Origin of the sequence: Methanoculleus methanifontis, assembly GCF_030464365.1 — an archaeon.
Lineage (GTDB): Archaea > Halobacteriota > Methanomicrobia > Methanomicrobiales > Methanoculleaceae > Methanoculleus > Methanoculleus methanifontis.
On the sequence record NZ_VCYI01000003.1, the window covers coordinates 67,074 to 93,129 of the forward strand.

At 59.7% G+C, this 26,056-nt stretch carries 27 protein-coding genes and 2 tRNA genes; 24 read left to right on the forward strand and 5 right to left on the reverse strand.

Features of this window, described 5'->3' with window-relative positions; translation table 11 throughout:
* Positions 1 to 142 precede the first annotated feature (142 nt).
* The 13 genes from FGW20_RS03035 to FGW20_RS03095 all read left to right on the forward strand — a co-directional run bounded on the left by FGW20_RS03035 (position 143) and on the right by FGW20_RS03095 (position 11,088).
* Positions 143 to 745 carry a ferric reductase-like transmembrane domain-containing protein gene (locus FGW20_RS03035; RefSeq protein ID WP_301676616.1) on the forward strand — a complete coding sequence of 201 codons (603 nt, stop codon included), beginning with the start codon at positions 143 to 145 and terminating at the stop codon, positions 743 to 745.
* A 112-nt stretch (positions 746 to 857) separates the two neighbouring features.
* Complete coding sequence (locus tag FGW20_RS03040; protein ID WP_301676617.1) at positions 858 to 1,010, forward strand: hypothetical protein; 153 nt, start codon at positions 858 to 860, stop codon at positions 1,008 to 1,010.
* Positions 994 to 1,530: an alpha/beta hydrolase gene (locus FGW20_RS03045; protein WP_301676618.1), complete on the forward strand. Its 537-nt coding sequence runs from the start codon at positions 994 to 996 to the stop codon at positions 1,528 to 1,530. The genes FGW20_RS03040 and FGW20_RS03045 overlap by 17 nt, the downstream gene beginning before the upstream one ends.
* Positions 1,531 to 1,581: 51 nt before the next feature.
* Positions 1,582 to 1,911, forward strand: coding sequence for a V-type ATPase subunit subunit G family protein (locus FGW20_RS03050; protein WP_301676619.1), 330 nt, complete (start codon positions 1,582 to 1,584; stop codon positions 1,909 to 1,911).
* A complete protein-coding gene (locus tag FGW20_RS03055; protein ID WP_301676620.1) occupies positions 1,898 to 3,859 on the forward strand; it encodes a V-type ATP synthase subunit I in 1,962 nt (653 codons plus the stop codon). The genes FGW20_RS03050 and FGW20_RS03055 overlap by 14 nt, the downstream gene beginning before the upstream one ends.
* A gap of 3 nt (positions 3,860 to 3,862) precedes the next feature.
* Complete coding sequence (locus FGW20_RS03060) at positions 3,863 to 4,111, forward strand: ATP synthase subunit C-like protein (RefSeq protein WP_301676621.1); 249 nt, start codon at positions 3,863 to 3,865, stop codon at positions 4,109 to 4,111.
* Between the two features lie 11 nt (positions 4,112 to 4,122).
* Entirely contained in the window at positions 4,123 to 4,701 is a 579-nt protein-coding gene (locus FGW20_RS03065) for a V-type ATP synthase subunit E family protein (RefSeq protein ID WP_301676622.1), read from the forward strand.
* 12 nt (positions 4,702 to 4,713) lie between these two features.
* Positions 4,714 to 5,772, forward strand: coding sequence for a V-type ATP synthase subunit C (locus tag FGW20_RS03070; RefSeq protein WP_301676623.1), 1,059 nt, complete (start codon positions 4,714 to 4,716; stop codon positions 5,770 to 5,772).
* Position 5,773: 1 nt separating this feature from the next.
* Positions 5,774 to 6,076 (forward strand): V-type ATP synthase subunit F, encoded by a 303-nt coding sequence (locus FGW20_RS03075; protein WP_301676624.1) that lies wholly within the window; start codon positions 5,774 to 5,776, stop codon positions 6,074 to 6,076.
* Positions 6,076 to 7,830, forward strand: coding sequence for an ATP synthase subunit A (locus tag FGW20_RS03080; protein ID WP_301676625.1), 1,755 nt, complete (start codon positions 6,076 to 6,078; stop codon positions 7,828 to 7,830). The genes FGW20_RS03075 and FGW20_RS03080 overlap by 1 nt, the downstream gene beginning before the upstream one ends.
* A gap of 2 nt (positions 7,831 to 7,832) precedes the next feature.
* Positions 7,833 to 9,218, forward strand: a complete 1,386-nt coding sequence (locus FGW20_RS03085; RefSeq protein ID WP_301676626.1) for an ATP synthase subunit B — start codon at positions 7,833 to 7,835, stop codon at positions 9,216 to 9,218.
* A 6-nt stretch (positions 9,219 to 9,224) separates the two neighbouring features.
* The gene (locus FGW20_RS03090; RefSeq protein ID WP_301676627.1) at positions 9,225 to 9,851 is read left to right on the forward strand and encodes a V-type ATP synthase subunit D; all 627 of its coding nucleotides are present in this window, start codon (positions 9,225 to 9,227) and stop codon (positions 9,849 to 9,851) included.
* Positions 9,852 to 9,873: 22 nt separating this feature from the next.
* On the forward strand, positions 9,874 to 11,088 hold the full coding sequence (locus FGW20_RS03095) for a phosphoglycerate kinase (protein WP_437178567.1): 1,215 nt from the start codon (positions 9,874 to 9,876) through the stop codon (positions 11,086 to 11,088).
* Positions 11,089 to 11,685: 597 nt separating this feature from the next.
* On the opposite strand, the gene FGW20_RS03100 is transcribed toward FGW20_RS03095, so the two are convergent.
* From FGW20_RS03100 to minD, 4 genes are all read right to left on the reverse strand, one after another.
* Entirely contained in the window at positions 11,686 to 12,543 is an 858-nt protein-coding gene (locus FGW20_RS03100) for a damage-control phosphatase ARMT1 family protein (RefSeq protein ID WP_301676629.1), read from the reverse strand.
* 42 nt (positions 12,544 to 12,585) lie between these two features.
* A tRNA-Pro gene (locus tag FGW20_RS03105) sits at positions 12,586 to 12,659 on the reverse strand.
* A 63-nt stretch (positions 12,660 to 12,722) separates the two neighbouring features.
* Entirely contained in the window at positions 12,723 to 12,902 is a 180-nt protein-coding gene (locus FGW20_RS03110; RefSeq protein ID WP_301676630.1) for a hypothetical protein, read from the reverse strand.
* A 23-nt stretch (positions 12,903 to 12,925) separates the two neighbouring features.
* Positions 12,926 to 13,711, reverse strand: a complete 786-nt coding sequence (gene minD, locus FGW20_RS03115; protein ID WP_301676631.1) for a cell division ATPase MinD — start codon at positions 13,709 to 13,711, stop codon at positions 12,926 to 12,928.
* Between the two features lie 313 nt (positions 13,712 to 14,024).
* Between minD and FGW20_RS03120 the strand changes: the two genes are divergently transcribed.
* Together FGW20_RS03120 and FGW20_RS03125 are read left to right on the forward strand one after the other, a co-directional pair.
* Positions 14,025 to 14,429 (forward strand): roadblock/LC7 domain-containing protein, encoded by a 405-nt coding sequence (locus FGW20_RS03120; RefSeq protein ID WP_301676632.1) that lies wholly within the window; start codon positions 14,025 to 14,027, stop codon positions 14,427 to 14,429.
* A complete protein-coding gene (locus tag FGW20_RS03125; protein WP_301676768.1) occupies positions 14,429 to 15,064 on the forward strand; it encodes a response regulator in 636 nt (211 codons plus the stop codon). The genes FGW20_RS03120 and FGW20_RS03125 overlap by 1 nt, the downstream gene beginning before the upstream one ends.
* Before the next feature lie 78 nt (positions 15,065 to 15,142).
* Here the strand turns inward: FGW20_RS03125 and FGW20_RS03130 are convergent, their stop codons facing one another.
* The gene (locus tag FGW20_RS03130; RefSeq protein ID WP_301676633.1) at positions 15,143 to 15,574 is read right to left on the reverse strand and encodes a phosphate-starvation-inducible PsiE family protein; all 432 of its coding nucleotides are present in this window, start codon (positions 15,572 to 15,574) and stop codon (positions 15,143 to 15,145) included.
* 192 nt (positions 15,575 to 15,766) lie between these two features.
* Here FGW20_RS03130 and FGW20_RS03135 point away from each other — a divergent pair.
* The 9 genes from FGW20_RS03135 to FGW20_RS03175 all read left to right on the forward strand — a co-directional run bounded on the left by FGW20_RS03135 (position 15,767) and on the right by FGW20_RS03175 (position 25,926).
* Positions 15,767 to 15,840: transfer RNA gene (locus FGW20_RS03135), tRNA-Lys, on the forward strand.
* 78 nt (positions 15,841 to 15,918) lie between these two features.
* Entirely contained in the window at positions 15,919 to 16,170 is a 252-nt protein-coding gene (locus tag FGW20_RS03140) for a DNA-directed RNA polymerase subunit H (protein WP_301676634.1), read from the forward strand.
* Between the two features lie 43 nt (positions 16,171 to 16,213).
* Positions 16,214 to 17,755, forward strand: coding sequence for a DNA-directed RNA polymerase subunit B'' (locus FGW20_RS03145; RefSeq protein ID WP_301676635.1), 1,542 nt, complete (start codon positions 16,214 to 16,216; stop codon positions 17,753 to 17,755).
* A complete protein-coding gene (gene rpoB, locus FGW20_RS03150; RefSeq protein ID WP_301676636.1) occupies positions 17,752 to 19,566 on the forward strand; it encodes a DNA-directed RNA polymerase subunit B in 1,815 nt (604 codons plus the stop codon). The genes FGW20_RS03145 and rpoB overlap by 4 nt, the downstream gene beginning before the upstream one ends.
* 21 nt (positions 19,567 to 19,587) lie before the next feature.
* Positions 19,588 to 22,236: a DNA-directed RNA polymerase subunit A' gene (locus FGW20_RS03155; protein ID WP_301676637.1), complete on the forward strand. Its 2,649-nt coding sequence runs from the start codon at positions 19,588 to 19,590 to the stop codon at positions 22,234 to 22,236.
* Between the two features lie 8 nt (positions 22,237 to 22,244).
* On the forward strand, positions 22,245 to 23,405 hold the full coding sequence (rpoA2, locus tag FGW20_RS03160) for a DNA-directed RNA polymerase subunit A'' (RefSeq protein ID WP_437178569.1): 1,161 nt from the start codon (positions 22,245 to 22,247) through the stop codon (positions 23,403 to 23,405).
* 11 nt (positions 23,406 to 23,416) lie between these two features.
* Positions 23,417 to 23,704 carry a 50S ribosomal protein L30e gene (locus tag FGW20_RS03165; RefSeq protein ID WP_301676639.1) on the forward strand — a complete coding sequence of 96 codons (288 nt, stop codon included), beginning with the start codon at positions 23,417 to 23,419 and terminating at the stop codon, positions 23,702 to 23,704.
* Positions 23,705 to 23,707: 3 nt separating this feature from the next.
* A complete protein-coding gene (locus FGW20_RS03170) occupies positions 23,708 to 24,157 on the forward strand; it encodes a NusA-like transcription termination signal-binding factor (protein ID WP_301676640.1) in 450 nt (149 codons plus the stop codon).
* Positions 24,158 to 24,402: 245 nt separating this feature from the next.
* Entirely contained in the window at positions 24,403 to 25,926 is a 1,524-nt protein-coding gene (locus tag FGW20_RS03175; RefSeq protein WP_301676641.1) for a hypothetical protein, read from the forward strand.
* Positions 25,927 to 26,056 lie beyond the last annotated feature (130 nt).

Here is a 26,056-nt window from a genome sequence, read left to right on the forward strand (position 1 = left end):
TCCTTCGCGCCTTCGCGTGAGACCATCTCAAAGACAGGGCTGGTAGAAGCCCCGTAAGGCTAGCGATACACCTCACGCGAAGAGCGGCGGATGGTACATCCGGGCCAAAACCCTTATCTCCTGCCGTGTTTCTTCTGGAACCGTGGCCCCGACCCGGGCGGGTGCGCTCTTTGCTGCCGTCACCCTGGCCCTGTTTGCGCTTGTTGCCGCGGTGGTCCTGACCGCGCCGTACGAGGATCCGTTCAACGTCATAGCACGTCTTGCCGCGCTGTGGGGGTTCCTTGCTCTCGGCATCGCGACCCTCCTGACACCGTTCCTCCGGGAGATCCTGGAGGTCTTTGGGAGATCGTTTCTCTCGTTACACCACACCTTCGCCGCCGTCGGCCTTCTCCTCCCCACGCTGCACCCCGTGACCCTTGCCATAGGGGCGATGAACCCTGCCGTGTTCATCCCGGTCTTCTCCCCATGGGAGCGGTTCTGGGCGCTCGCAGGCCGGCCCGCACTCTATCTCCTCTACATCGCGTTCGCCGGCGTGCTGCTCCGAAGAAGCATCCCGAACTACTGGCGGTGGGTGCACGGACTGATGTACGTTGTGCTCCTCTTTGCCATCGTCCACGGAAACCTGATCGGGACGGACTTTGAAGACCCGATCATATGGGTGCTCTTCAACGCGCTCTTCGCCCTCAGCGTCGCGGCATTCGTTCTCAAGCGCTGGCGGATGATGCAAAAGAAGGCAAACCCATAGGGACGGCGGTGCATGAAGGCGGACACATTCCGCGCCGCAGATCCGGGTTTTTCAAGGCTGCCGCGATAGGGTTTTATCCTCTGCCCTCCTCTCTCTCCTCTGGTGATGCCAGATGTGTACAGTCGGTGGACCTGTCGACATTGAGTTCAACGAGCGTGTGGAGGGCAAGAATTACCGCTGCAAAGAGTGCGGCGAGAGGTTTAAGGGCATCGGAAAGCGGCCGATGTGCCCGAGCTGCCAGTCCGAGGATGTCGAAGAACTCTGAAAGCGGCGCTTCCGGGGCTTCCCCCGCCGGGCCGGGCACGACGACCGTGCCCCTCGGCGGTGAAACTCTCCTCATCCGGGGAGAACGCTCTTTTCTGCTTGTCGCGAAAGCCGGCTCCCGGTTTACGCTCTGTATCGAGACCCCGGACGACGAGTACTGCCAGGCGGTCGATCCCGACGACCTGGTCATCGTCTCCATGCCGGAAGGCGGGCCCATCGAACAGGCACGCATGATGCTCGAGCTGGTCCGGCGCTACCACATACCGCTCGTCGTCCTCCCGAAAGACCATCCCGGGTCGAAACGGTTATCGATGGTCGTCTCGGTCGCCCCGAAGATCCTCCTCGCCTGCGATATTCGGCGCGGAACCCACCCCGAGCAGCACCTGCTCTGCTCGTCCGCGGAGTTCTCCGGGGTCTCGCTTGCCGGGGCTCCCGGGGGCGTCGCTATTGAAAACCTGCCTCCTGGGGTGGAGGTGACGCATCTGAATGTGGAAAAATCCTCAGCGGACAAACAACAATAAATATATGCTCAATTTCATCAAATATTCATACGCCGTGAGAAGGAGGGTTTGATGAAGACCGATGTCCTGAAAAGCATCAGGGAAACTGAAGAAGAGTATCAGGCGATGATCCGTGATGCGCAGGCGGAGAGGAAGAAGAGCCTCTCTGATGCCGAGCTGGAGGCTGAAAACCTGATCGTCAAGGCACAAAAGGATGCCGAGGATTACAGGAATCAGCGTCTTGCGGAGGCACGAGCCCAGGCGCAGAACAGGTACAAAGAGATTGTCAGGGAGGGTGAAGCGCGCGCAGAGGCGCTGAAAGCATCCGGGAATAAGAACCTTACAGAAGCTGTAGATTTTATTGTCACACGGTTTAAGGAGCAGCTGCATGTTAAGGCCTGAACGGATGCGCCGGCTACTCATCGCGGCCCCGAAGGGTGAGATCGACGCCATCGTCAGAGAACTCTATCGGCACAACGTCTATCACATCGAGGACTTCGTGCCGGAGAGTTCGTCTGAAGCGCTTTCGATCGGTTACCCGCTTCCGGAGGCGAGCGATGCGGCTTCGGCGCTCACCAAGGTCAGGGCAATCGAGAATGCGTGCGGGATAGACCCCGAGAACGTAGACGTCAAAACGAAGCTCCCCGCATCGAAGGTTCGGGAGATGATCCGGACGGATCTGCCCGTTATCCAGAAGGAAGCGGAAGATCTCGTCGGTTCACGCTCCCGGCTGGAGACGCGGCAGAAGGAGCATGAACAGCGCGCGAGGGAACTTGAACCGTTTGCTGCGGTTCCCCTGGATCTGGAATTTTACCGTGGATATGCGCGGTTTACCGTCTTTACCGGACACATAACCCGTGACGTCGATATCGACGTCCCGAACGAGAAGTACTTCTCCGACAAGGTGGCCGGCAATATGGTCGTCGTCGTGGTGCAGAACGAGCACCGCGAGCAGGTCGAGCGGACTCTCCTCAATGCAGGGTTCCAGGCGATCCCCGTTCCGGAGGAGACCGGGGCGCCGGCTGACTGCATGAAGGCCCATCTTGAAGAGGCCCGGCGGATCGAGGACGAGATTGCTGCAATCAACGGAAAGATTGCAGGGATCCGCGAGAGGCACACCGATTTCCTGGTAGCATGCGATGAACTACTCACGGCTGACGTAGAGCGGGCGCAAGCCCCGTTGCGATTTGCTACCACGGAGGAGACCTTCATTACTGAAGGATGGGTGCCTGAAGACCGGGCGGACAGAATCCAGGACGCGCTGGGGAGAGTGACCGGCGGCAGGATCTACATCGAGGAGCTGGATATCGACGACGATACCGTAGTCCCGGTGGAATACGAGAACCCGTCGTTCGCCTCGCCGACACAGATGCTCATGGACATCTACGCACGGCCCCGGTACTCCGAGCTCGACCCGACGCTGATGGTAGCCATCGTGTTTCCCATCTTCTTCGGGCTGATCCTCGGAGACGTGGGTTACGGAGCAGTCCTGCTCGCTCTGAGCCTTGGCTTACGCAAGTTCCTGAAGGGTGAAGGTGGAAGAGCACTCCTGAAAGTGCTCAGTTACGCGAGCATCTCGAGTATTGTCTTCGGCGTACTCTACAGCGAAGCATTCGGGTTCGCGCTCCCGTGGGATGCAATGATCTTCTCCCGCCACCTCAATATCGGAGGTGCGGCGGGCGGTCACGGCCCCCAGGTCGTCGAACTGATGATCGTTGCACTCTGGATTGGTATTTTGCATATCACGCTTGGGCGTATTCTCGGCATAATCAACGCACGGAGCCTTTACCACGGCAAGCACGCGACAAAAGCGGTCATCTCCCACGCCGGCTGGCTCGGCATCATGTGGGGTATACTCCTCATCATATGGTCATTCTTCCCCATCCCAATGATGCCTGACCTGACGGGTCTTCCCATCATTGCCATGGGGTTCGGCGTTGCGGCCGTGATCGGTGTCGTCCTGCTGGTGGCGGGAATCATCGGGATCGCGCAGGAGAACCCGCTTGAAGTCGTCGAACTTCCGACGATCATCAGTCACGTGTTGTCTTATGCTCGTTTGACGGCAGTAGGCTTATCCTCGGTCGCAATCGCGATGGTGGTCAACTACATCTCGATCGGCATGATGATTGAGCCTCAGCTTGAAGCAATCACACTAACTGGTGTGATCTTTATCGTTCTCGGCATTCTCGTCTTCCTGTTGGGACACGTGCTGAACACGGCACTTGGCCTTCTCGGTGGCGGTCTGCACTCAATTCGTCTTCACTATGTTGAGTTCTTCACCAAGTTCTACAAAGGTGGAGGCAAGAAGTACAATCCATTTGGTATGAAATCTAAGTTTACGGAGGAATAAAGAATGGTAGATGTTGGCACAACTCTTGAAATGGTACAGGCATCGCAGGCAGGAATGAGCGCACTCGGCGCAGGTCTCGCAGTCGGTCTGACCGGCATCGGCGCCGGTATTGCAGAGATGGCGATCGGTTCTGCAGCCGTCGGAGCGACGGCAGAGAACCGTGACGTGTTTGGTCTGGTACTGCTGCTCACGGTTATTCCCGAAACCATCGTCATCTTCGGTCTTGTGGTTGCACTGCTGCTTCTGTTCTGATGGAGTGAACCATGGGACTCGAAGCAGTAGTGAACGAGATCCGGGAGAAAGGGCGAAAGGAGGTCGAGGCGACCCGGGCAGAGACCCGGGCCGAAGTCGAAGAGATCCTGAAGGACGCACAGGCCCGCGCCGCCGAGCTCAAGGCCTCGGCTGATGAAGAGGCGGGCCGTGCGGCCACCCACATCACCAACCAGGAAGTCTCCGCAGCGAACCTCGTCGTCAAACGACAGGTCCTGAATGCCCAGAAGATGCTCCTCGATCAGGTCTATTCGGCCTCGCTCGCCGCTGTCGGTGATCTGCCTGCTGAGTTCCAGGAGAAGGCGCTCACAGACCTGTTGAAGAGAGCGGCAAAGGAGATCAAGAAGGGTGTCGTGCACACAAACAAGCGGGACATCCCGGTTGTCGAAGAGATCCTCTCCCGTCTAAAGACTCTCTCGGGCTACACCGTGGGCGACCCGGTTGACATTCCCGGCGGCGTCATCGTCGAGAGCAACGACGGCGCGCTGCAGATCGACTACAGCTACGGAACATTCCTGGGTGAAGTCTGGGAGTCAGGCCTGAAGGATGCGTCAGATATCCTGTTTGCGTGAGGAGGTTCATACATGGCAGAGATAAGTAGCGGATTGGCAACCAACTACATCTACGCCTGCACCCGCATGCGCGTACGGCGATCACTGCTGATACCGCGCGAAGATTATCTCCGGATGCTGAATATGAGCCTGCCTGAGATCACCCGGTTCATCGGCGAGACCAACTACCGGTCCGAGATCGATGAACTCGGCACCTCCTTCTCCGGCATCAACCTCGTCGAGGAGGCCTTGAACTGGAACCTCGCCAAGGAGTATCAGAACATTCTGGAGCTCGTGCCCGGAGAACTGAAATATTTCACCGCCAGTTACCTGCGCAGGTGGGATATTCAGAACGTCGTCACCATCCTGCGCGGTAAGCTGCAGGGTGTGCAGCCCGGCAAGCTCAAGGAAGTCCTGATACCGGCCGGCAGGCTGGACAAGGTCGCTCTCGACCGTCTTCTCGCCGAAGAGTCACCGGAGCGGGTCGTCGAGGCGCTCAAGGGCGAGCGGTTCTACCCCGTCCTCGAGAAGGAACTCCCTCGTGCGATGGAGACCGGGTCGTTTGCCCACCTGGAGAATGAACTCTACAAGGGCTACTACGCACGACTCATCGCTGACGCCACGGGAGGCATCAAGGGCGGGAGTATATTCCTGAAGTACATCAAGCTCGAGATCGATACCCGGAACATCCAGAACCTCTTCCGCCTCCGGGCCGGGCGCGTCCGTGAGGACGTGCGGGGACTGATGATCCCCGGCGGCTCGTTCTCGGTGGAAGAACTGCAGCGGCTCTCAGGGCTTGAGGACCGGGACGAGTTCATCGACGCCTTAAAGAGGCAGGTGAGGACGGCCCCACTCTTAAACACGCTCGAGGCTATCCGGGGCAAGAGTGCCCTCCATGAGGTCGAGGTTGCGCTGACCCGGGTTCAGCTGGATCAGATGGTGCGGATGTCGAAGCGGTATCCGTTCTCGATCCTTCCCGTCGTGGTCTACCTGGAGGAGAAGAAGTACGAGGTCGCGAATCTTCGCGCCCTCGCCCGGGGTAAGGAAGCCGGCCTCCCCGGTGAGCGATTACAGGGCTACCTGGTGATGTAGAATGGAGATCGCAGTTGTCGGTACCGGTGAATTTATCCTCGGTTTCAGGCTCGCGGGCGTCAGAAAGACCTACGCGGCTGAGACCGATGAGCGGCTGATCGAGCACATCAACCAGGTGCTCCAGGACAGAGACGTCGGCATCCTCGTGCTGAAGGGCAGCGACATGGAGCGGATTCCCCTGCGGCTTCGCACCACCCTCGAGAACTCCGTCAAGCCGACGATGATCGCGATCGGTGGAGAAGAGGGCGGCCTGTCGATGAGAGAGAGAATCAAGAGATCGGTGGGTGTTGATCTGTGGAAGTAATGGATAAAGCAAAGGAAAACAGGGCTCAAGGAGTCCTGAAACGAATTTCAGGGCCGGTCGTCACTGCTGTCGGTCTCGACGCACACATGTACGACGTGGTGAAGGTCGGCAATGAAGAACTGATGGGGGAGGTCATCAAGATCCAGGGTGAGAACATCATCATCCAGGTCTACGAAGATACCGACGGCATCAGACCCGGTGAGCCGGTGGAGAATACCGGTCTCTCGCTCGCTGTTGAACTCGGGCCCGGGCTGCTGACCAGTATCTACGATGGGATCCAGCGGCCGCTCGAGGTGCTCGTGGACAAGATGGGCAACTTCATCGAGCGCGGTGTCTCGGCACCCGGCCTCTCCCACGAGAAGAAGTGGGAGTTTGTGCCCACGGTGAAGGCGGGCGACGAAGTCAAAGCCGGAGATATCCTCGGCACGGTCCAGGAGACGAACATCGTCCATAAGGTCATGGTTCCGCCCAGATCGAAGGGCGGCAAGGTCAAGGAGATCGCGGCCGGCAGTTTCACGGTCGACGATACCATCTGCGTCCTTGAGGACGGCACCGAGATCGCGATGCTCCAGCGCTGGCCTGTGCGTGTTCCCCGACCGATGAAGGAGAAACTCAACCCGGACGTCCCGCTGATCACCGGTCAGCGGATTCTGGACGGTCTCTTCCCCATCGCGAAGGGCGGAACGGCGGCCATCCCCGGACCGTTCGGGAGCGGCAAGACGGTCACCCAGCAGCAGCTTGCAAAGTGGTCGGACGCCGAGATCGTCGTCTACATCGGCTGCGGCGAGCGCGGCAACGAGATGACTGAGGTTCTGACCGAGTTCCCGGAACTTGAGGACCCTAAGAGCGGCAAGCCGCTGATGGAGCGGACGGTGCTGATCGCGAACACCTCCAACATGCCTGTCGCGGCTCGTGAAGCGTCCGTGTATACGGGTGTCACGATCGCCGAGTACTTCCGTGACATGGGCTACGACGTCTCGCTGATGGCCGACTCCACCTCACGGTGGGCGGAGGCGATGCGTGAGATCTCGAGCCGTCTTGAGGAGATGCCCGGTGAAGAAGGGTATCCTGCATACCTTGCAGCACGCCTCTCGGAGTTCTACGAGCGGGCAGGCCGCACCATCTCCTTAAACGGAGCGGCCGGTTCCGTATCGGTCATCGGCGCGGTTTCACCGCCCGGCGGTGACTTCTCCGAGCCGGTCACCCAGAACACTCTGCGTATCGTCAAGGTCTTCTGGGCACTGGATGCGAAGCTCTCCCAGCGCCGGCACTTCCCGGCGATCAACTGGCTGAACTCCTATTCGCTCTACCTCGACTCGCTCAACGACTGGTACGACCAGGAAGTCTCGCCCGAGTGGAACCCGCTCCGGGCGTGGGCAATGGGTGTCCTCCAGAAGGAGGCTGAGCTTCAGGAGATCGTCCAGCTCGTCGGTTCCGACGCGCTGCCTGACGAAGAGCAGGTCACCATCGAGGTGGCCAGGATGATCCGTGAGATCTTCCTGCAGCAGAACGCCTACGATGCAGTGGATACGTTCTGCCCGATGTCCAAGCAGTACGACATGATGAAGGCGATCAAGCACTACGCCGACCTCGCGCGTACCGCTCAGGCAGGTGGGGCGACCCCGCAGCAGGTCATCAGCGTGAGGAGCAAGAACGAGCTTCCGCAGATCAAGTTCATCAAGGACTACGAGCCTGCGCTTGAGAAGATCCTGAAAGACATGGAAGCTGAATTTGATGCGATGAGGGCGGCGTGACCATGAAAGAATACAGAACGGTTGCACAGATTGCCGGCCCCCTGGTCTTCGTCGAGAAGACGGAGCCGGTCGGCTACAACGAGCTCGTCAACATCGTGACCGCCGACGGCACGGTCAAGCGTGGCCAGGTGCTGGATACGAGCGACGAGATCGTGGTCGTCCAGGTCTTCGAGACCACCGCAGGCATCGGCAGGGATTCGGGCATCCGGTTTACCGGCGAGACGATCAAGATGCCGGTCGGAAAGGACATGCTCGGTCGTATCCTCTCCGGCGGCGGCAAGCCGATCGACGGCGGCCCCGAGATCGTGCCTGAGAAAAGGCTCGATATCACCGGTGCGGCCATCAACCCCTACGCCCGGTCCTCGCCCGAGGATTTCATCCAGACGGGTATCTCGACGATCGACGGGACGAACACCCTCGTCCGTGGTCAGAAGCTCCCGATCTTCTCGGCATCGGGTCTGCCCCACAACGATGTGGCGCTCCAGATCGCACGTCAGGCGAAGGTGCCCGGCTCGACCGAAGAGTTCGCTGTGGTCTTCGCGGCGATGGGTATCACCCGGGAAGAGGCCAACCAGTTCATGGCCGACTTCGAGAAGACGGGCGCTCTCGAGCGTTCGGTCGTGTTCCTGAACCTTGCCGACGACCCGGCCGTCGAGCGGACGATCACGCCGCGTCTCGCGCTGACCACAGCCGAGTACCTGGCGTTCGACCTCGGCTATCACGTGCTGGTCGTCCTGACGGATATGACTAACTACTGCGAGGCGCTTCGTCAGATCGGCGCGGCCCGTGAAGAAGTGCCCGGGCGGCGTGGCTACCCGGGTTACATGTATACCGACCTTGCAGGCATCTACGAGCGTGCGGGTATCATCAAGGGCGTCAAGGGTTCGGTGACCCAGATCCCGATCCTGACGATGCCGGGCGACGATATCACTCACCCGATCCCGGACCTGACCGGTTACATCACCGAAGGCCAGATCGTGGTCAACCGTGAGCTGCACCGGAAGGGTATCTACCCGCCGATCAACGTGCTGCCCTCGCTGTCGCGTCTGATGAACCTCGGTATCGGTGAGGGCCATACCCGCGAGGACCACAAGAAGGTCTCGGACCAGCTCTACGCGGCATACGCGGAGGGTAACGATCTCCGGGGTCTCGTGGCCATCGTCGGCAAGGACGCGCTCTCGGAGCGCGACCGGATGTTCCTTGAGTTCGCCGACCTCTTCGAGGACCGGTTCGTCAGGCAGGGCCTCTACGAAGACCGGTCGATCGAGGAGACGCTCGACCTTGGCTGGGAACTCCTCTCGACGCTGCCCGAAGAGCAGCTCGTCCGTATCGACCGTGAACTGATCCAGAAGTATCACCCGAAGTACCGGAAGAAGGCACAGGGGTAAACGTCTATGGCGCTGCGAGATATCAAGCCGACCCGATCAGAGCTGATCAACGTCAAGCGACGGATCAAGCTCTCGGAGCGCGGCTATAACATCCTCAAGATGAAGCGCGATGGGCTGATCCTGGAGTTCTTCAAGGTGCTGCAGCAGGCGAAAGACAGCCGCGGCGCGATGCTGGAGCGGTATGAACGTGCGCTGGAGATGATCGCCCTCGCGGAGACCTTCGAAGGGGCGATAGGGGTGAAAGCCGCCGCCTTCTCAACGGCGGACATCCCTGCCATCTCCCTCAAGAGCAAAAACATCATGGGTGTCGTCGTCCCGGAGATTGAGGCGTCTTCCGTCCGGAAGGGCGTGCTCGACCGCGGTTACGGGATGCTCGGCACGTCCGCCGTCATCGACGAGACCGCGGAGGCGTTCGAGGATCTGCTTGAGGCGATCATCGAGGCCGCCGAGATCGAGACGACGATGAAGCGGCTGCTCGACGAGATCGAGAGCACCAAACGGCGCGTGAACGCGCTCGAGTTCAAGGTGATCCCGGAGCTCTCCGAGGCCAGAGACTTCATCAAGATGCGGCTCGATGAGATGGAGCGCGAGGAACTCTTCCGCCTGAAAAAGATTAAGGCACGGAGTGCCTGAAGAGAGAGACTGGTGATACCCGGTGGAGATCGGTACGCTCGCAGATACTGGGAAGTTGACGGGAACGGTGATGTTGCGGGTTGATTTCAACTCGCCCATCGACCCTTCCTCAAACCAGATCCTGGACGACAAACGGTTCCGGGAACACCTGCCGACGGTGCAGGCGCTCGAGGACGCGCGGCTTGTCGTCCTCACGCACCAGAGCAGGCCCGGCAAGAAGGATTTTACGACGCTTGAGGCGCACGCGGCGAAACTGGAGCGGCTTCTTGGCCGCCCGGTGACGTATGTGGAGGACATCTTCGGGCGGTGCGCCAGGGATGCAATCCGGAGCGCAAAGCGTGGAGATGTCCTGATGCTCGAGAACCTTCGGTTTGCCGCTGAGGAGAACCTGACCCTGAAACCAGAGGAGGCGAAGAAGACCCTCCTCGTCCGGAGGCTGGCATCGATGGCCGATGTGTATGTCAACGACGCGTTCGGCACAGCACACCGGTCGCAGCCGTCGATCGTGGGGCTGCCGCTCGTGCTCCCGTCGGTTGCTGGTCTCCTGATGGAGAAGGAGGTCGCGAACCTCTCCCGGGTCTTCACCGGGGCCCCGCGTCCCGTCACCTTTGTCCTTGGGGGGACGAAGGTGGACGACTCGATAGCGGTCGCAGAGAACGTCCTCGCGCGAGGAACGGCTGACCGGGTGATCGTCGTCGGCGTGGTGGGAAACGTCTTTTTGCTTGCGGCGGGCCATGATATCGGGCGCCCGTCGGCCCGGCTGATCGACGATCTCGGCTACCGGGCTGAGATCGATAAGGCGAAAGACCTCCTGGCGTCCTACCCCGATCGTCTCTCCCTGCCCCAATCGGTTGCCGTCCGCGAAGACGGCGAACGGGTCGAGTACGCTCTGGACGGCGTCCCGGAGGACGCCCAGGTGCTCGACATCGGGAGCGACTCGATACGGAGCCTCACGGAGACGATCACGGACTCGGGAACGGTCGTGGTGAACGGTCCCGCTGGGCTCTTTGAGGAGGAGCAGTTCGCCGTCGGTACCTTTGAACTGATGAGGGCGGCGGCCACTGTGGAGTTCTCGGTGGTGGGCGGCGGGCATTCCGGCGCGGCCACCGAGCGGCTCGGCCTCGAGAGCGAGTTTACGCACATCTCCACCGGTGGAGGGGCGGCGATCGAGTTCCTGACCGGGAAGAAGATGCCCGCCATCGAGGCGCTGGAGATGTCCCGGAATATCTTCGGCTGAGGTGCGAAGGGACGAAGTCTCCCCTATCTTCTCTCCGATTTTCCGCTATTCTTTCTTTGCATCGTCATGTGAGGTTGTGCACCTTCCTTATTTGTCGGATCTGAAGCCGCGGATGCTGCACTGCACAGGGGGCGTTTGGATAATAACGTAAGTTGAGCCGGTTGCAATCCGACTGCTGAGAAGAGTGGAATAATGTCGGCCTTATGGAATGAGGTGGGGGGGCCACACCCGAAGACCCTGTAGTCCGGTGTTATCTCGCTTGTGGTTGCTGAACGCTGGTTGAGGGGCACCCGGTGCCCCCAACCGAACCCTTGCGTTGTTGGTGGTGTAGTTGGCTGTGGTGATTGCTGATGGAATTGAATGACTGGTGATTATTGGGTGTGGTAGTTCCCCGCTCCAGTATCTATTCTCACCCTCATATATTAGTTTCCAATAAATAACTAAATGAATATATGGATTTAAATATTAATAAAAACCGTAAAAAATCGTTGTTAATCTGAATAACTGCTCTTATCCCGGGAGACCATTTCCGGAATGTATATATCCTCCTGGCTGTCGGACGGGGTCTCCCGGGGAAGACCCGACGCCCGCGCCGGTTCACTCACGAAGAAGAGCGACCCGGGAACCAACCGGGATACCGATATCCGCGCCGATCGGGCCGCACTTCACTGACATCAGGTAGGCGACGGGGGGTAGGTCGCGGTCGTCCGAGAGCGACTCGTAGTTGGCCATTCCCTTCGCGATGACGAGTGTCGCGCGATCAAGAGCATCGGCGAGTGCCGGCGGGGCGAGCTTGCGGTTGAGTCCGAGTTCGGCGATGCCGTCCGTGGTGGGGGTGAGCAGGTCGACCCGGCGGTCGAGCCCGAGCGCCACGGCATCCTCCATTGTTGCGTCGTTTAAGATCGGGGCTCCCCGGACAGCGAACGTAACGTTCGACCCGTTCTTCTTGAGGTAGTCGGCGAAAAGGGCGTCAAAGACGATCTCTCCACAGTTGTCGGCGAGGTAGACCACCCGGGAGGTGAGCGCCCCGATCGCGGTGGTGTCGTCGACGGTCAGCCCTGTCGTAAATTCGCGGCGGAAGAATTCGACGAAGTTATCGGTGACGGTATGCGCCATCGACCCGTAGTCCAGTGTATTCCCGATGACCGCTGCAAGCGCAAGGTCGTGGAATGTCGAAAGATCGTCGCGCACTTTCCGGCAGACCGCCGCCGCATCCTCGTTGTTGCCCATCTTCAACAACCGGTAGGGGTCGTGATCGCCGATCATCCGGTAGGCGAGCCGGTGTACCCGGCTCGCGATGACGGGTGCGGGCACTGGATCGGCGATGATGCGGTCAAGAAGGCCCCGGCACGCATCGACGATCTCGGAGACGCGCACCGGATCGTCGATGCAAAGCCGGCTCTCGAACTCGACGCGACTGATCAGGCAATCCGTGCAGTCTGCAGTCAATTTCATGCTACGGATAACTCTGTTGGGGACAGAGAAAAAATGGTCTGATGGGGCCACTGCGATTTGAACGCAGGTCAGAAGACCCCCAGTCTCCTAGGATGGCCAGGCTACCCTATGGCCCCTTCCTTATTACATATGCTCGAATTACACATATACTTTCGCTTTGCGGAGGCAGGATAGGTTTCCTATCCGCGGGCTCTCTTGTACTCCTCGACGCTTCTTGTCAGTTGTTCCAGTTCGCTGCCGGTGATCTCCATCCTGCCGGTCAGTGCTGCGACCTCTTCGAGAAGCTGCTGGATGCGCACGTACATCACGTACATAATGAACAGCAGGCAGACGATGGTTACCGAGAGCAAGACTATCATGATTGCGTTAATATCCATAATCATCATGGTTCTCTCCTGAATAGTGCGCGGGCGAGCCGCTCGACAAATCCTTCCTGTACCTTGTGCGGCTCCTCTAGAACGGGGATTCCCGCCAGTTTAGCTGCAATTCTTCTGAACGCTTTCGATGATTCGGAGCCTGGTGCTCTGACGACGACCGGTGTCTTCGCCGCTGCTGCCCTTCGCACGTTTGCGTCTTCAGGAATCGTATCGATGACCGACACGCCGAGAGCCTTCTCGATCTTTCTCCGGTTCATGTCGGTCTCTTTCAGTATCGCCCGGTTGAGGATGGCTCCCCTGGTGGTGCCGCCGATCGTCTCCGTCAGGATCTTGATCTTCAGAGCATCCACGATCGAAGAGATCTCGGGGTTCACGACCAGCAGAACCTCGTCTGCCACAGTGAGCGGTACGACTCCGTCCGTGCCGATTCCGGCGGGTGCATCGAGAAGCAGGAAATCACAACGGTCGGTGAGATCACACATCACGTCCTTGAGCCGTTCGGGGTTCGCGTTCTGGAATCCCTGGAGCGAGAGACCAGAGGGTACTACTTTGAGACCGTACGGCCCCTCGTACATTGCATCCCTGATGGAAGCCTCGCCTGCCAGAACCTCATGGAGCGTGATCGGGGTCTCTGCGAGCCCTAATACCAGCCCGAGATTGGCCATCCCAACATCCGTGTCGACGATGCATGTCTCCCTGCCGTGCTGGGCCAGCGCAGTTCCCAGGTTTGCGGTGACGGTCGTCTTCCCGGTTCCGCCTTTCCCGGAGGCGATAGTGTAGGCCCTGATCATCCAAAATCGTCTCAAGGAGTGATTGTAGTTCTCAAACATAAACTTATTTATTTGCCCCTTCAGATTGAAGGGCATAAATATAGTTTTGGGAGGTGGAAATTCCTTTTCTCAAAGAAGCCTGACTGGAAAAAATGTCAGGCATATTTCCACGCAGGATTTCACCATCATGCTGTGGGGCCGGTTGAGTTGCGGCAGCAGGGTTTCTTCGCTTAGGGGCCGCGATTCCTTATTGATTATGGTAAAAGCAAGTTGGTAAAGCGATTCCGCACAGTGCAGATTCGATATTCATATATGATGCGACTGAGATACCTCAGTGAGATATCTCAGGGTTAATCTGATGAACCGCCATCCCTTCATTGAAGAGAGTGTCCGGAGGCACATCAATGAGATCCGGTCAGTTGTTGGTGTTACTGCATGTGCTCTCGTTTCCAGTGAAGGCAAAATACTGGGTAAACACTTCCCGGAAGGTGACCTCACCTCGTCGCTTTTCGCAGCAATGTGTGCAACGGTTCTCGCATCGGCAGAGGCGGCCTGCGGCAGCGTCAACATGGAGCGACCGCTTCTGGTCACCGTTGCCTCATCCGACGCAAGAATCCTCATCGTGAGTGTCGGGGAGAGCGCCCTGATCACGGCGGTAATTGATATGTCGGCGGATCTCCCGAAAGTACAGGGACAGTTATTGAATGTAGCAGTCAGGATCAGAGAGGAGGAGGCATGATGTATACAATACTGGTTGTCGACGATAGCCCCATGATCGTCGACGTTTTTGTCACCATGCTGGAACGTGGTGGCTATCGGCCGGTCACCGCTTTCAGTGGCGAGGAATGTCTTGAGGCCCTGAATGCGGCCCATCCTGATCTGGTTCTTCTGGATATCATGATGGAACCGATGGATGGGTGGGAGACACTCGAGCGGATCAAGACCAATCCCGCAACACAGGATATCCCCGTCCTCATGCTGACCGCAAAACCTCTCACCCCCGAGGAGGCGAACGAGTACGGTTCCTACATCGAGGACTACATCCTCAAGCCTACCACCCATCACCAGCTCTACGAGGCCATCGAGCATGTGCTGGCACGCCGGCACTCCATCGCCGCTGCCATCGAGCGGGCGCGCGAAGCCGGCGTGGACCAAAAACTCGTTGACGAGTACGAACGTCTGGCAAAAAGCGTTGATATCAATCGCCGCCTCTTAAAGATCCTTGAGACCACCTACAGCATCAAAGATGCTCGGGCGGGCATGGGTGAGGACATCACGAGAGCCATCAAGAGCATGGCGGCGAGCATCAGGATCCAGGAAGAACGGCTGAATCAGGTCCGCACCCAGTTTGAAGATCTCTTCGAGACACATTGATCGCGCTCGCTCTCCGATTTGACGGCTCTGCACCAGAACCGGGGTCGTTCTGTCCGATTCGCGCTGCCGGTTCTTGCCCTAATAGCTATCCGCGCGTTCCTGCTTCCCGATATAGACGATCGCGATCGTCAGCACGAGGATCGCCACGAGTGTCATCCCGATATCGATGGGTTCGAGGTGTTCGACCCCGAAGGTCAGCACCCGCCGCACCATTGCGGTGATGCCTGCAATCAGGATCGGCGTCACGAGCACTCTGTTTGTCCTGAAATACGCCGTCACCGTCTCCAGGATCTCAACGATGATGAGGGTCAGAAGGAGCGCGTGCAGGACCTCGAGCATGCCTTGTGTCATATCGTCGACATGGACGAGCGCCGCTACCTGGAGGATGACGTCGTAGAACGAGAATATCGCGAGCAGGGATAGCGAGGCGGCGATGAGCAGGTATATGGCCAGCGTCACCCACGATATGGCGGATATGATCTTAGCTGCGCGGCTTTTAGTGGGGGTCATGGGGGCACCCTGATCCGGGGGGAATACGTATATAAACAGGATCTTCGGGGGGCATTAAATATTCCGGTAAGTCTGTAGCGGGTGGCTGATTGAAAGGTTTATATCGTTAGACTGCGAATAATATGATACGCCTGTAAGGAAATTATTTATACTATTCTCGCATTGTAATAATGCTGGATGGCAGTACGCGCGGGGCCTATAGCTCAGTTAGGTAGAGCGCCTGGCTTTTAACCAGGTGGTCGGGGGTTCAAATCCCCTTGGGCCCGTTGCCATGGGCGATGTCTATGGATTTTAACAAGGTGATGTATCTGATACGCAACTTTTTCGTCGGTGAGGTGTAGGTGATGGGGACTTCACTTGACGTACTCAAACACGAGATGGTTCCGGACCATCAGATTATGGGCGAAGGAGAGGTCGCTGACCTTCTTGCGACGTACCATATAACTCTTGAACAATTGCCGAAAATTTACCACGACGATCCTGCAGTGAAGGCTATCGGGGGCGAGGTCGGGAACGTCATCCGGATCATTCGCGACAGTCGCACCGCGGGCAGAGCCGAAGCTTACAGGCTCGTTGTGAAGAGACCGAAGAAATAAATTCAGAGGCCGGGAGCTGATCCATCTGTTAGATAGAAGTGTATTGTCGAGAGCATATTTTGCGCGGGAGCACGTAGCGCGCCACCAGCTGGACTCTTATAACAACTTCCTCCTGCACAACCTTCAGAAGGTCGTCGATGAGCAGCACATCATCGAGACCGATATCGAGACCCGCGGGAAGGGGAAGGAGGCCGTATGGGTTGAACTGGGCAAGATCGAGGTGAAAAAACCTCTCGTCCGCGAGGCGGACGGTTCGCAGTCCGAGCTCTTCCCGAGCGAGGCGCGCCTCAGGAACCTCACCTATGCGGCACCCATGCAACTCGAGATGACGCTCGTCCAGGGCGAAGAAGCGCAGGATCCGATCGTCACCACCATTGGGCAGTTGCCGGTGATGGTGGGTTCGGCCGCCTGCAACCTCTACAACATGAACGACGCCGAGCGGATCGTGCATGGCGAGGATCCGCTCGATCCGGGGGGATACTTCGTCGTCAACGGCACGGAACGGGTGCTGATGACGCTCGAGGATCTCGCCTCGAACAAGATCATGACCGAGTTCACCGAGCGCTACAACGAGCGGATTTACGTAGCGAAGGTCTTCTCGCAGTTCCGGGGCTACCGCGCGCTCGTGATTGTCGAGCGGAACCGCAAAAACCTGCTCGAGGTCTCGTTCCCCTCGGTCGCCGGGCACCTTCGTTTCATCGACCTGATGCGGGCACTGGGGCTGCAGGGCGACCACGACATCGTGGAGGCGGTCTCCACCGATGAGGAGATCCTCACCTTCATGATGCAGAACCTGGAAGAGAGCGATTGCGATACCGTCGATGACGGCGTCATGTACGTCGGCAAGAAACTCGCACCCAACCAGACGCGGGACTACCAGCGGAAACGTGCGGAGTTCGTCCTTGACAACTACCTCCTCCCGCACCTGAACTACCTGATGCCGGTGGGCTTGAAAGAGGAGGATCCCGGATACCGGACGGCGGTCGAGGGCGTCCGCCTCGCAAAGGCGCACTTCCTCGGCCGTATGGCCGAGGCCTGTTTCGACCTGGTGCTCGATCGGCGCCGGATCGACGACAAGGACCACTACTCGAACAAGCGTCTGAAACTTGCAGGCGACCTGATGGAAGACCTCTTCCGGATATCGCTCAACCGTTTGACGCGCGACGTGAAGCACCAGCTCGAGCGGGCCAGCATGCGTCACCGCGACCTCTCGATCGGAACCGCCGTGCGCGCGGACGTCCTGACCGAGCGGCTGCTGCACCCGCTTGCCACCGGCAACTGGGTGGGCGGGCGCACCGGCGTCTCGCAGCTCCTCGACCGGGTGGATCACATGGCGGTGCTCTCGCACCTTCGGCGTGTAATCTCCCCGCTCTCCCGCTCGCAGCCTCACTTCGAAGCCCGTGATCTGCACCCCACCCAGTGGGGGCGGATCTGTCCGAGCGAGACGCCCGAGGGTCCGAACTGTGGGCTGGTGAAGAACTTCGCCCAGATGGTCGAGATCAGCAAAGGCGTAATCAACGAAGAGGAAGTGAAGAACATTCTGTACGATATGGGCGTCATCGCCCTCCGGAGAGAGACGGCATGAGACAGTCACGTGTCTTCGTTGACGGAGCCCTTATCGGGCTTGTGGACGACCCGCAGGATCTGGTCGAGCGGATGCGCGAAATGCGCAGGCACGGCGAGATCTCCCTCGAGGTCAACGTATCCTACAAGGACTTCAACAACGACGTCATCATCCATACCGATCGCGGCAGGGCACGCCGGCCGCTGGTCGTGGTCAAGGGCGGTGTTCCACAGGTAACCGACGACGACATCGAACGCCTCAAGAACGGCGAAATAATCTTTGAAGACGTGGTGCGGAAGGGCGCGATCGAGTTTGTCGACGCCGAAGAGGAGGAAGACCTCTTCATCGCCATCAACGAGGCGGACCTCACCCCCGAGCACACGCATCTCGAGATTGACCCCTCGCTCATCCTGGGTATCGGTGCGGCACACGTCCCGTTCCCCGAGCACAACGCCAGTCCCCGTGTCACCATGGGCGCCGGGATGGTCAAGCAGGCGCTCGGGTTCGGGACGGCAAACATGAAACTCCGCCCCGACACCCGGGGGCACATGCTCCACTACGGCCAGAAGCCGCTCACTTTCACCCAGACATCCGATGCGATCGGTTCCGACGAACGGCCCGCGGGCCAGAACTTCGTCGTCGCCATCATCTCGTATGAAGGGTTCAATATCGAGGATGCGCTGATCGTCAACAAGGCCTCTATCGACCGCGGTCTCGGACGCTCGCACTTCTTCCGCACCTACGACGGCGAAGAGCGGCGATACCCCGGCGGCCAGGTTGACCGGATCGAGATCCCGGACGAAGAGGTCTCCGGCGCGCATGGTACCGAGTTCTACGCGAATCTGGACATCGACGGCGTTATCAACCCCGAGACAGTCGTCCGCGAGAAAGACGTGCTGATCGGCAAGACTTCTCCGCCGAGGTTCCTCGAGGAGCCGACGAGCGAGCTGATCGCCGTCGAAAAACGGCGCGACACCTCGGTCACGATGCGGAGCAACGAGCACGGTATCGTGGACACCGTCATCATCACCGAGGGCGAGAACTCCTCGCGCCTGGTGAAGGTCAGGACCCGTGACCTCCGGGTGCCGGAGGTCGGCGACAAGTTCGCATCCCGACACGGCCAGAAGGGTGTCATCGGGCTCATCCAGCCAGCGGCGGATATGCCGTTCACCGAGTCGGGCATGACGCCCGACCTGATCATCAACCCCCACGCCGTCCCGAGCCGTATGACCATCGGGCACATGCTCGAGATGCTGGGCGGCAAGGTCGGATCGCTTGAAGGGCATCGGATCGACGCGACCGCGTTCCGCGGCGAACGCGAGACGGCTCTGCGGAGTTCGCTCAAAGAACTCGGGTTTGCACACAACGGCCGCGAGGTCATGTACGACGGCATCACCGGCCGGCAATTTGCGGCCGATATCTACGTCGGCGTCATCTACTACCAGAAACTCTACCACATGGTGTCGAGCAAGATGCACGCACGGTCGCGCGGCCCCGTGCAGGTGCTCACCCGCCAGCCGACCGAAGGACGTGCCCGCGAGGGTGGTCTCCGGTTCGGTGAGATGGAGCGGGACGTGATGATCGGCCACGGTGCGGCCATGGCCTTGAAAGAGCGTCTCCTCGACGAGTCGGACAAGGTGACCCAGTGGGTCTGCGCGAAGTGCGGTATGGTCGCGATGGTCGATCGGAAGCGGAAGGTGACGCGGTGCCTTGCCTGCGGCAGCGAGACGGATATCTACCCTGTCGAGATGAGCTACGCATTCAAGCTCCTCCTCGACGAGATGAAGAGCATGGGCATCGCCCCCCGCCTGAGACTCGACGATATGGTGTAAGAGAGGGGGCACAATCAAACTATGACCAGTCCAAAACGTGTTGGAAGGATCGAGTTCGGGCTCTTCTCCCCGAAGGAGATCCGCAAAATGAGCGTCCGGAAGATCATCTGGGCGGACACCTATGACGACGACGGGTTTCCCTACCCGCAGGGCCTGATGGACCTGAGCCTGGGCGTCATCGACCCCGGTCTCCGGTGCAAGACCTGCGACCAGAAAGCGGCCGACTGTCCGGGCCACTTCGGGCACATCGAGCTCGCGAAGCCCGTCATCCACGTCGGCTACACCCGGCTGATCCGGAAACTCCTGCGGGTGACCTGCAGGTCGTGCTCCCGGCTGCTGCTGACGTCCGAAGAGGTCGAGAAGATCATCGGCCACGAGGACAGCGAACTCGCGGGCGAGATCGTCTCCGAGAAAGACATCAAGAAAGAGCGGGTCTGCCCCCACTGCGGGGAACAGCAGCTCAAGATCAACTTCGAGAAACCCACCACCTTCTCCGAGGTCTTCGTGGAAGAAGGGCGCAAAGTCGAACACAAACTGACCCCGGCCGACATCCGGGCGCGCCTTGAGAAGATCCCGGACGACGACCTCCGGGCTCTTGGTGTCAATCCGGACGTCGCGCGCCCGGAGTGGACGATCCTCACCGTTCTCCCGGTTCCACCGGTCACGATGCGTCCCTCGATCATTCTCGAGAACGGGCAGCGGTCCGAGGACGACCTGACTCACAAGCTCGTGGACATCATCAGGATCAACCAGCGGTTCAAGGAGAACCAGGACGCCGGCGCGCCCCAGCTGATCATCGAGGATCTCTGGGAACTCCTGCAGTATCACGTCACCACCTACCTCGACAACGAGGTGGCGGGATGTCCGCCCGCCCGGCACCGGAGCGGTCGGCCCTTAAAGACCCTGTCGCAGCGTCTCAAGGGGAAGGAAGGACGGTTCCGCGGCTCGCTCTCGGGTAAGCGTGTCAACTTCTCCGCCCGTACGGTGATCTCGCCCGATCCGAACCTCTCCATCGGTGAGGTAGGGATCCCGCTTGCCATCGCGAACGAGATGACGCTCCCGATCCGGGTGACCCAGTTCAACCTCGAGGAGATGCGGCAGTACATCTTAAACGGCCCTGAACGCCCCACCACCCGGTCGCCATGCGGAGCAAACTACGCTATTCGGCCGGACAACCGGAGGATGCGCCTGTCTGAAGCGAACCTGGAGACGGTCGCAGAGATGATCGAGCCGGGCTGGACGGTGGAGCGCCAGCTGAAGAGCGGAGATATCGTCCTCTTCAACCGGCAGCCCTCGCTGCACCGGATGAGCATCATGGCCCACCGGGTCGTCGTGATGGACGGAAAGACGTTCCGGCTGAACCCGGCGGTCTGTCCCCCCTACAACGCCGACTTCGACGGCGACGAGATGAACCTGCATATCCCGCAGACCGAGGAGGCACGGGCCGAGGCCGAGATCCTGGTCTCGGTGTCATCGAACATCCTCTCACCGAGGACCGGCGGCCCGATCATCGGGGGTATCCACGACCATATCTCGGGTATCTTCCTCCTGACGCATACCGTCCGCCACTTCAGCAAGGAGGAGACACTCTACCTCACCCAGCACCTGAATATCGAGCACCTGCCCGAACCGGACCGGATGGATGAGAACGGCAACCCCCTCTGGACGAACAAGCAGGTCTTCTCGCTTGTTCTCCCCGACAACCTGAACATGGTCTTCAAGGCCTCGTCGTGCCAGAACTGCGAGACCTGCCGGCGTGAGATGTGCGAGAACGATGCATTCGTCCGGGTCATCAACGGGAACCTGGTCTCCGGTACCATCGACAAGAAGGGGATCGGTGCGTTCGACGGCCAGATCCTGCACCGGATCATCAGGCAGCACGGCATGAAGCGGGCTGCCCAGTTCATCGACGACGTGACCAAGCTCTCGATCCGTGGCATCATGCTCGAAGGCTTCTCGTTCGGTATCGACGACGAAGACCTGACCAAGACCGAGTACGGCCAGATCGACGAGGTGCTCAACAACGCCGTCAGCGACGTCGAACGCCGGATCAAGATCTACAACGAGGGGCAGCTCGAACCGATGCCGGGCCGGACGCTCGAGGAGACGCTCGAGATGCAGATCATGCAGGTGCTCGGCAAGGCCCGTGACCGCACTGGTGAGATTGCCGGGCGACACCTCGGAATGGACAACAGTGCCGTGGTGATGGCGGTCTCCGGTGCGCGTGGATCGATGCTGAACCTGACGCAGATGGCCGGGTGTCTCGGACAGCAGTCGGTTCGTGGTGAGCGGATCATGCGTGGCTACGAGGACAGGACGCTGCCGCACTTCCGGCGCAACGATCGCGGTGCCGAGGCACACGGGTTCATCACCAACAGTTACAAGAGCGGGCTTTCTCCCACCGAGTTCTTCTTCCACGCTATCGGTGGGCGTGAGGGTCTTGTGGATACTGCGGTCAGAACGTCGCAGAGCGGGTACCTCCAGCGGCGGATGATCAACGCCCTGCAGGATCTCAAGGTGGCGTACGACGGCACCGTCCGGACGACGGGGGGCCGAATCATCCAGTTCCGCTACGGCGAAGACGGAACCGACCCCGGGAGGAGCAGTTACGGCGCCCCGGTGGACGTGAAGGGTATCATTGAGAGCGTCTTAAAGGAGGAGGTCAAATGAACAGCGATATGGAGCAGCGGATCGATTCCCTCGATCTGCCTTACCGGACGCGGGAGGACCTCAAAGAAACTCTCGTGGACCGTGACCTCACCGTGGAGCAGTTCGAGCAGATTCTCGCGATGGTCTTTTCGGAGTATCAGAAGAGCCGGATCGAGCCATGCGAGGCGGTCGGTGTCGTGGCGGCGCAGTCGATCGGCGAGCCCGGTACCCAGATGACGATGCGTACGTTCCACTACGCGGGTGTGGCCGAGATCAACGTTACCCTCGGTCTCCCTCGCCTGATCGAGATCATGGATGCGCGGCGCGAGCCGAGCACCCCCACGATGGCGGTCCACCTGCTGGACGACTGGGCGTTCAATCGCGACCGCGCCCGTGAGGTGAGCTGGCAGATCGAGGCCGCGCCGCTCCACGAGTTCGGGGATATCACCATCGACATGGAGAACATGCAGGTTCTCGTCATGCTGAACAAGGCGGTCTGTGACCGGCGCAAGATCTCGGTCGACGAGATCCTCGAGACGGCGCCGAGGAAGATCCGCGAAAAGCGGCATTTCCGCGACTTTGACGTCGAGGGAGACCTGAAGAAGGTTTCACTCACGTTCACTCCGAAGAATCGGGAGAGTTACCAGAACCTCTTCCAGCTCGCGGAACACGTCAGGCACGTCATCGTCCAGGGTATCGATGATATCGAGCGGGTCGTCGTCAGAAAGGAGGGCGGAGAGTATATCCTTTATACTGAGGGCTCCAACCTAAAAGATGTCTTCGAAGTCGAAGGAGTCGATACCTCCCGCACCCGGAGCAACAACATCAGCGAGATCGCCGATGTACTCGGTATCGAGGCCGGCCGGAACGCGATCATCCAGGAGGCCTTAAGTACCCTGAACGAACAGGGTATCGGCGTCGATGTCCGTCATATCATGCTCGTTGCGGATATGATGTGCATGGAAGGCGAGGTCAAGCAGATCGGCCGCCACGGTATCGCCGGTGAGAAAGAGAGTGTCCTTTCCCGGGCTGCATTCGAAGTGACGGTCAACCATCTGCTGGATGCTGCAATCGCGAACGAGGTGGACGAACTAAACGGTGTCACCGAGAACGTGATCGTGGGCCAGCCTATCCAGCTTGGCACCGGTGATGTGAAACTCATCGCAAAACCCATAAACCTGAAAATCTAGGAGAAATCATAATGGACTTTAATGCTTCACTACGCAAAGCCGTGAAGACTGGTACCGTGTTCCTGGGCCGGAACAAGACCCAGGAATCCATCGAGGAAGGCAAGGCCAAACTTGTCGTGGTGGCCAGGAACAGCCCGGAATCCGTTAAAAATCTGGTGAAAGAAACCGAGATCCCCGTCTACGTCTACGAAGGCTCGAGTGTCCAGCTCGGGAAAGCCTGCGGTAGGCCGTACGTCGTCAGTGCGCTCGCCGTGGTCGAGCCAGGCGAATCCGATATCTTGAATGCTGCGAGAGTGTAGACGATGCCACAGGTTACGCTGACTGAGGAGTGCATGCGCCTGATCTCCCAGTTCGAGAGCCTTACCGGCGCAGGCAGCCGCGATTGCATCGTCGATAACCGCAATGAGCGGATCATTTTCGTGATCAATCCCGGCGACATGGGACTCGCCATCGGCAAGAGCGGGTCGAGCATCAAGAAGGCTGCCGACGTGATAGGCAAGAGGATCGAGGTCGTGGAATACTCCGCGGACCCGACCCAGTTCCTCCGGAACTGCTTCCTGCCCGCCCAGGTCACCGGCATCGACTTCGACACGGACGAGGAGGATCAGCAGGTTGCCCTTATCGAGGTCCGGGACGAGGACCGGGGGCTTGCCATCGGTAAAGCGGGGAAGAATATCTTCAAGGCGAAAGTTCTCGCACAGCGGCAGCACGATATCGTCGATGTCCAGCTGATACAGAACGATTCTGCCTGAACACTTTTTTTTTTCAACAACCCGGCAACATCGGGGGTATCTCGGGGCGGCGGGTAACCCGTTCTCCCGGAGGTTATTTGCGAAAGGGTTTCGAGCGCGCTCCTGCCCGGAAATTATTTATACTGGTGTGTGCTCCATGAGACTCCCATGGACGGACTTCCCACCCGGATAGTGAATCCTGCGTCACCTGATGCAGAACCGGCGAACAGGGTTCGCGGAGTTCCTGGATGCCCGGGGTGGTGTCGTTGAAGGGACATATTCTCATTATCGGGGCTCTGGTGCTCTGTATCGGCATAACCTCCCTTATCATGTTCGCTCTCGCCGGCTCTGATGAGAATGGCACCGTCGATGCACCGGGCGAGAAACCTGCCGTTAATAAAGTGCCGGTCACGTCTGTGGAGAGTGCGGCGCCTGAAGAAACGGATGATAAAGACGTCGAGGAGAGGGAACCCGGCTCCCTGGCTACCGGGGAGGCTACGCCGCCGTCTGGCGAGGTAACGGAGACACCGGCTCCGACAGAGACATTAGAGATATCGGAGCCGACGGAGACGATTCCGGCAACCTCCACACCTCCCCCACCTATAACGGCCCTGTCGCAGTTTGCCGGGGAGATGGTTGCAGCCGGCAACGAGACCAGCGATGCGGAGACGGAGACGCTGGCAACAGAGCCGCTCCAGAATGTAACAAACACCACTGAGCCCGAAGAGGTGGAGACCGACGTTGCCGTCGATGACACCGACGACGACGAGCCGGAGGAGGATACGAACCCGGAACCGACGCTTGAACGGTTTGCTCCCCCGCGTCCGGGCGCGACGATGGCGAAAGCACATCAATCTCACGACCGCCCGCTGGTGCAGAGTGGCCACCAGCTTGTCAATCCCGGTTCGTCATACACTGCCGAGGAGAACGAGACCGAGGCACCATCCGGGGCCGCCGTACCGCGCGACGGCCTTTTCGTCAGGGGTATCGGGGTGCTCCTTGACCGGACTCCCGGAGACGTCGCCCTCACCCGCAGCGGGGTGGAGATAGCGAACCTCGACTGGCTCCTCGACACACCGATGGTTCTCGGCGGCCGGCATCCGCGGACGGTGTTCGAGGGAGAGACGTTCACCGTCACCGTGACGGTCGAGGCCCGGAACGTGACGATCACGGAGGAGAACCCGGCCTACGTCGTTCTGGTGCCGCCTCCGGACGAGACCGGGGTCTACGAGGTCACCCGGACCCGGGAGTTCCGGACGCTCGAGGACGGAGAACGCGGTGTCTGGGAGTTTTTGGTTACCACCCGCACCGGGAGGCTGACGCTTGCAAACCTCACCCTCCCCGAGGAGCGGCTGGTCACCAATCTGACGTCAAGCCCGGATCTCTTCGCCTTCCAGGCGTACGCGCTTGCCGGTGACCAGGAGGTGCCTTCGGCGGCCTTCTCCGACCCGGTGCTCGCAATCCGGCCTGAGGGGGATGCGGGCGCGGCGGAGGAGTCTTCACTCCCTGAACTCTACGCACTTGTAGGGGTCGAGAACTCGACGCTCCGCCCGTCGGAGACGATGGCCGGGGCGTGGGCGCGCGGCGTCGATCACGATACGATCGTCGCCGCGGCGGTCGGGCACCTCGAGGCCTTGAGCGGTCTTGGGAAAGAAGAGATCGCGGCTGTTTACGACCTGGAAGGAGGGGGCGAGGGTGGAGCGCAGTCCGCGTCCTCGCCGTCGATATTCGACCAGATCGTGGAGTTCTTCGAGGGCCTGTTCGGGATGAACCAGGAAAGTGCTTCGTGAGTGGGGGCGGGGTACTCCTTTTCCCCGGTTCCTGTCTGGACGCCCGATCAACCTCCGCTCTTTCAGAGCGTCGCCTTCGCACCTGACGGTGCTCGACCTCCGCCTGCCCCTAGCGGGGCACGCATCGCCG

Bases quoted from the DNA above. Each gene is read 5' to 3' on its own strand.
- FGW20_RS03070 (WP_301676623.1), top strand. From the start codon at position 4,714: ATGGCAGAGATAAGTAGCGGATTGGCAACCAACTACATCTACGCCTGC.
- FGW20_RS03170 (WP_301676640.1), top strand. From the start codon at position 23,708: ATGCCACAGGTTACGCTGACTGAGGAGTGCATGCGCCTGATCTCCCAG.
- FGW20_RS03100 (WP_301676629.1), bottom strand. From the start codon at position 12,543: ATGAAATTGACTGCAGACTGCACGGATTGCCTGATCAGTCGCGTCGAG.
- FGW20_RS03090 (WP_301676627.1), top strand. From the start codon at position 9,225: ATGGCGCTGCGAGATATCAAGCCGACCCGATCAGAGCTGATCAACGTC.
- FGW20_RS03110 (WP_301676630.1), bottom strand. From the start codon at position 12,902: ATGATAGTCTTGCTCTCGGTAACCATCGTCTGCCTGCTGTTCATTATG.
- FGW20_RS03045 (WP_301676618.1), top strand. From the start codon at position 994: ATGTCGAAGAACTCTGAAAGCGGCGCTTCCGGGGCTTCCCCCGCCGGG.
- FGW20_RS03055 (WP_301676620.1), top strand. From the start codon at position 1,898: ATGTTAAGGCCTGAACGGATGCGCCGGCTACTCATCGCGGCCCCGAAG.
- FGW20_RS03130 (WP_301676633.1), bottom strand. From the start codon at position 15,574: ATGACCCCCACTAAAAGCCGCGCAGCTAAGATCATATCCGCCATATCG.
- FGW20_RS03060 (WP_301676621.1), top strand. From the start codon at position 3,863: ATGGTAGATGTTGGCACAACTCTTGAAATGGTACAGGCATCGCAGGCA.
- FGW20_RS03085 (WP_301676626.1), top strand. From the start codon at position 7,833: ATGAAAGAATACAGAACGGTTGCACAGATTGCCGGCCCCCTGGTCTTC.
- FGW20_RS03140 (WP_301676634.1), top strand. From the start codon at position 15,919: ATGGGGACTTCACTTGACGTACTCAAACACGAGATGGTTCCGGACCAT.
- FGW20_RS03065 (WP_301676622.1), top strand. From the start codon at position 4,123: ATGGGACTCGAAGCAGTAGTGAACGAGATCCGGGAGAAAGGGCGAAAG.
- FGW20_RS03125 (WP_301676768.1), top strand. From the start codon at position 14,429: ATGTATACAATACTGGTTGTCGACGATAGCCCCATGATCGTCGACGTT.
- FGW20_RS03080 (WP_301676625.1), top strand. From the start codon at position 6,076: ATGGATAAAGCAAAGGAAAACAGGGCTCAAGGAGTCCTGAAACGAATT.
- FGW20_RS03155 (WP_301676637.1), top strand. From the start codon at position 19,588: ATGACCAGTCCAAAACGTGTTGGAAGGATCGAGTTCGGGCTCTTCTCC.
- rpoA2 (WP_437178569.1), top strand. From the start codon at position 22,245: ATGGAGCAGCGGATCGATTCCCTCGATCTGCCTTACCGGACGCGGGAG.
- FGW20_RS03165 (WP_301676639.1), top strand. From the start codon at position 23,417: ATGGACTTTAATGCTTCACTACGCAAAGCCGTGAAGACTGGTACCGTG.
- FGW20_RS03050 (WP_301676619.1), top strand. From the start codon at position 1,582: ATGAAGACCGATGTCCTGAAAAGCATCAGGGAAACTGAAGAAGAGTAT.
- FGW20_RS03040 (WP_301676617.1), top strand. From the start codon at position 858: ATGTGTACAGTCGGTGGACCTGTCGACATTGAGTTCAACGAGCGTGTG.
- rpoB (WP_301676636.1), top strand. From the start codon at position 17,752: ATGAGACAGTCACGTGTCTTCGTTGACGGAGCCCTTATCGGGCTTGTG.
- minD (WP_301676631.1), bottom strand. From the start codon at position 13,711: ATGATCAGGGCCTACACTATCGCCTCCGGGAAAGGCGGAACCGGGAAG.
- FGW20_RS03075 (WP_301676624.1), top strand. From the start codon at position 5,774: ATGGAGATCGCAGTTGTCGGTACCGGTGAATTTATCCTCGGTTTCAGG.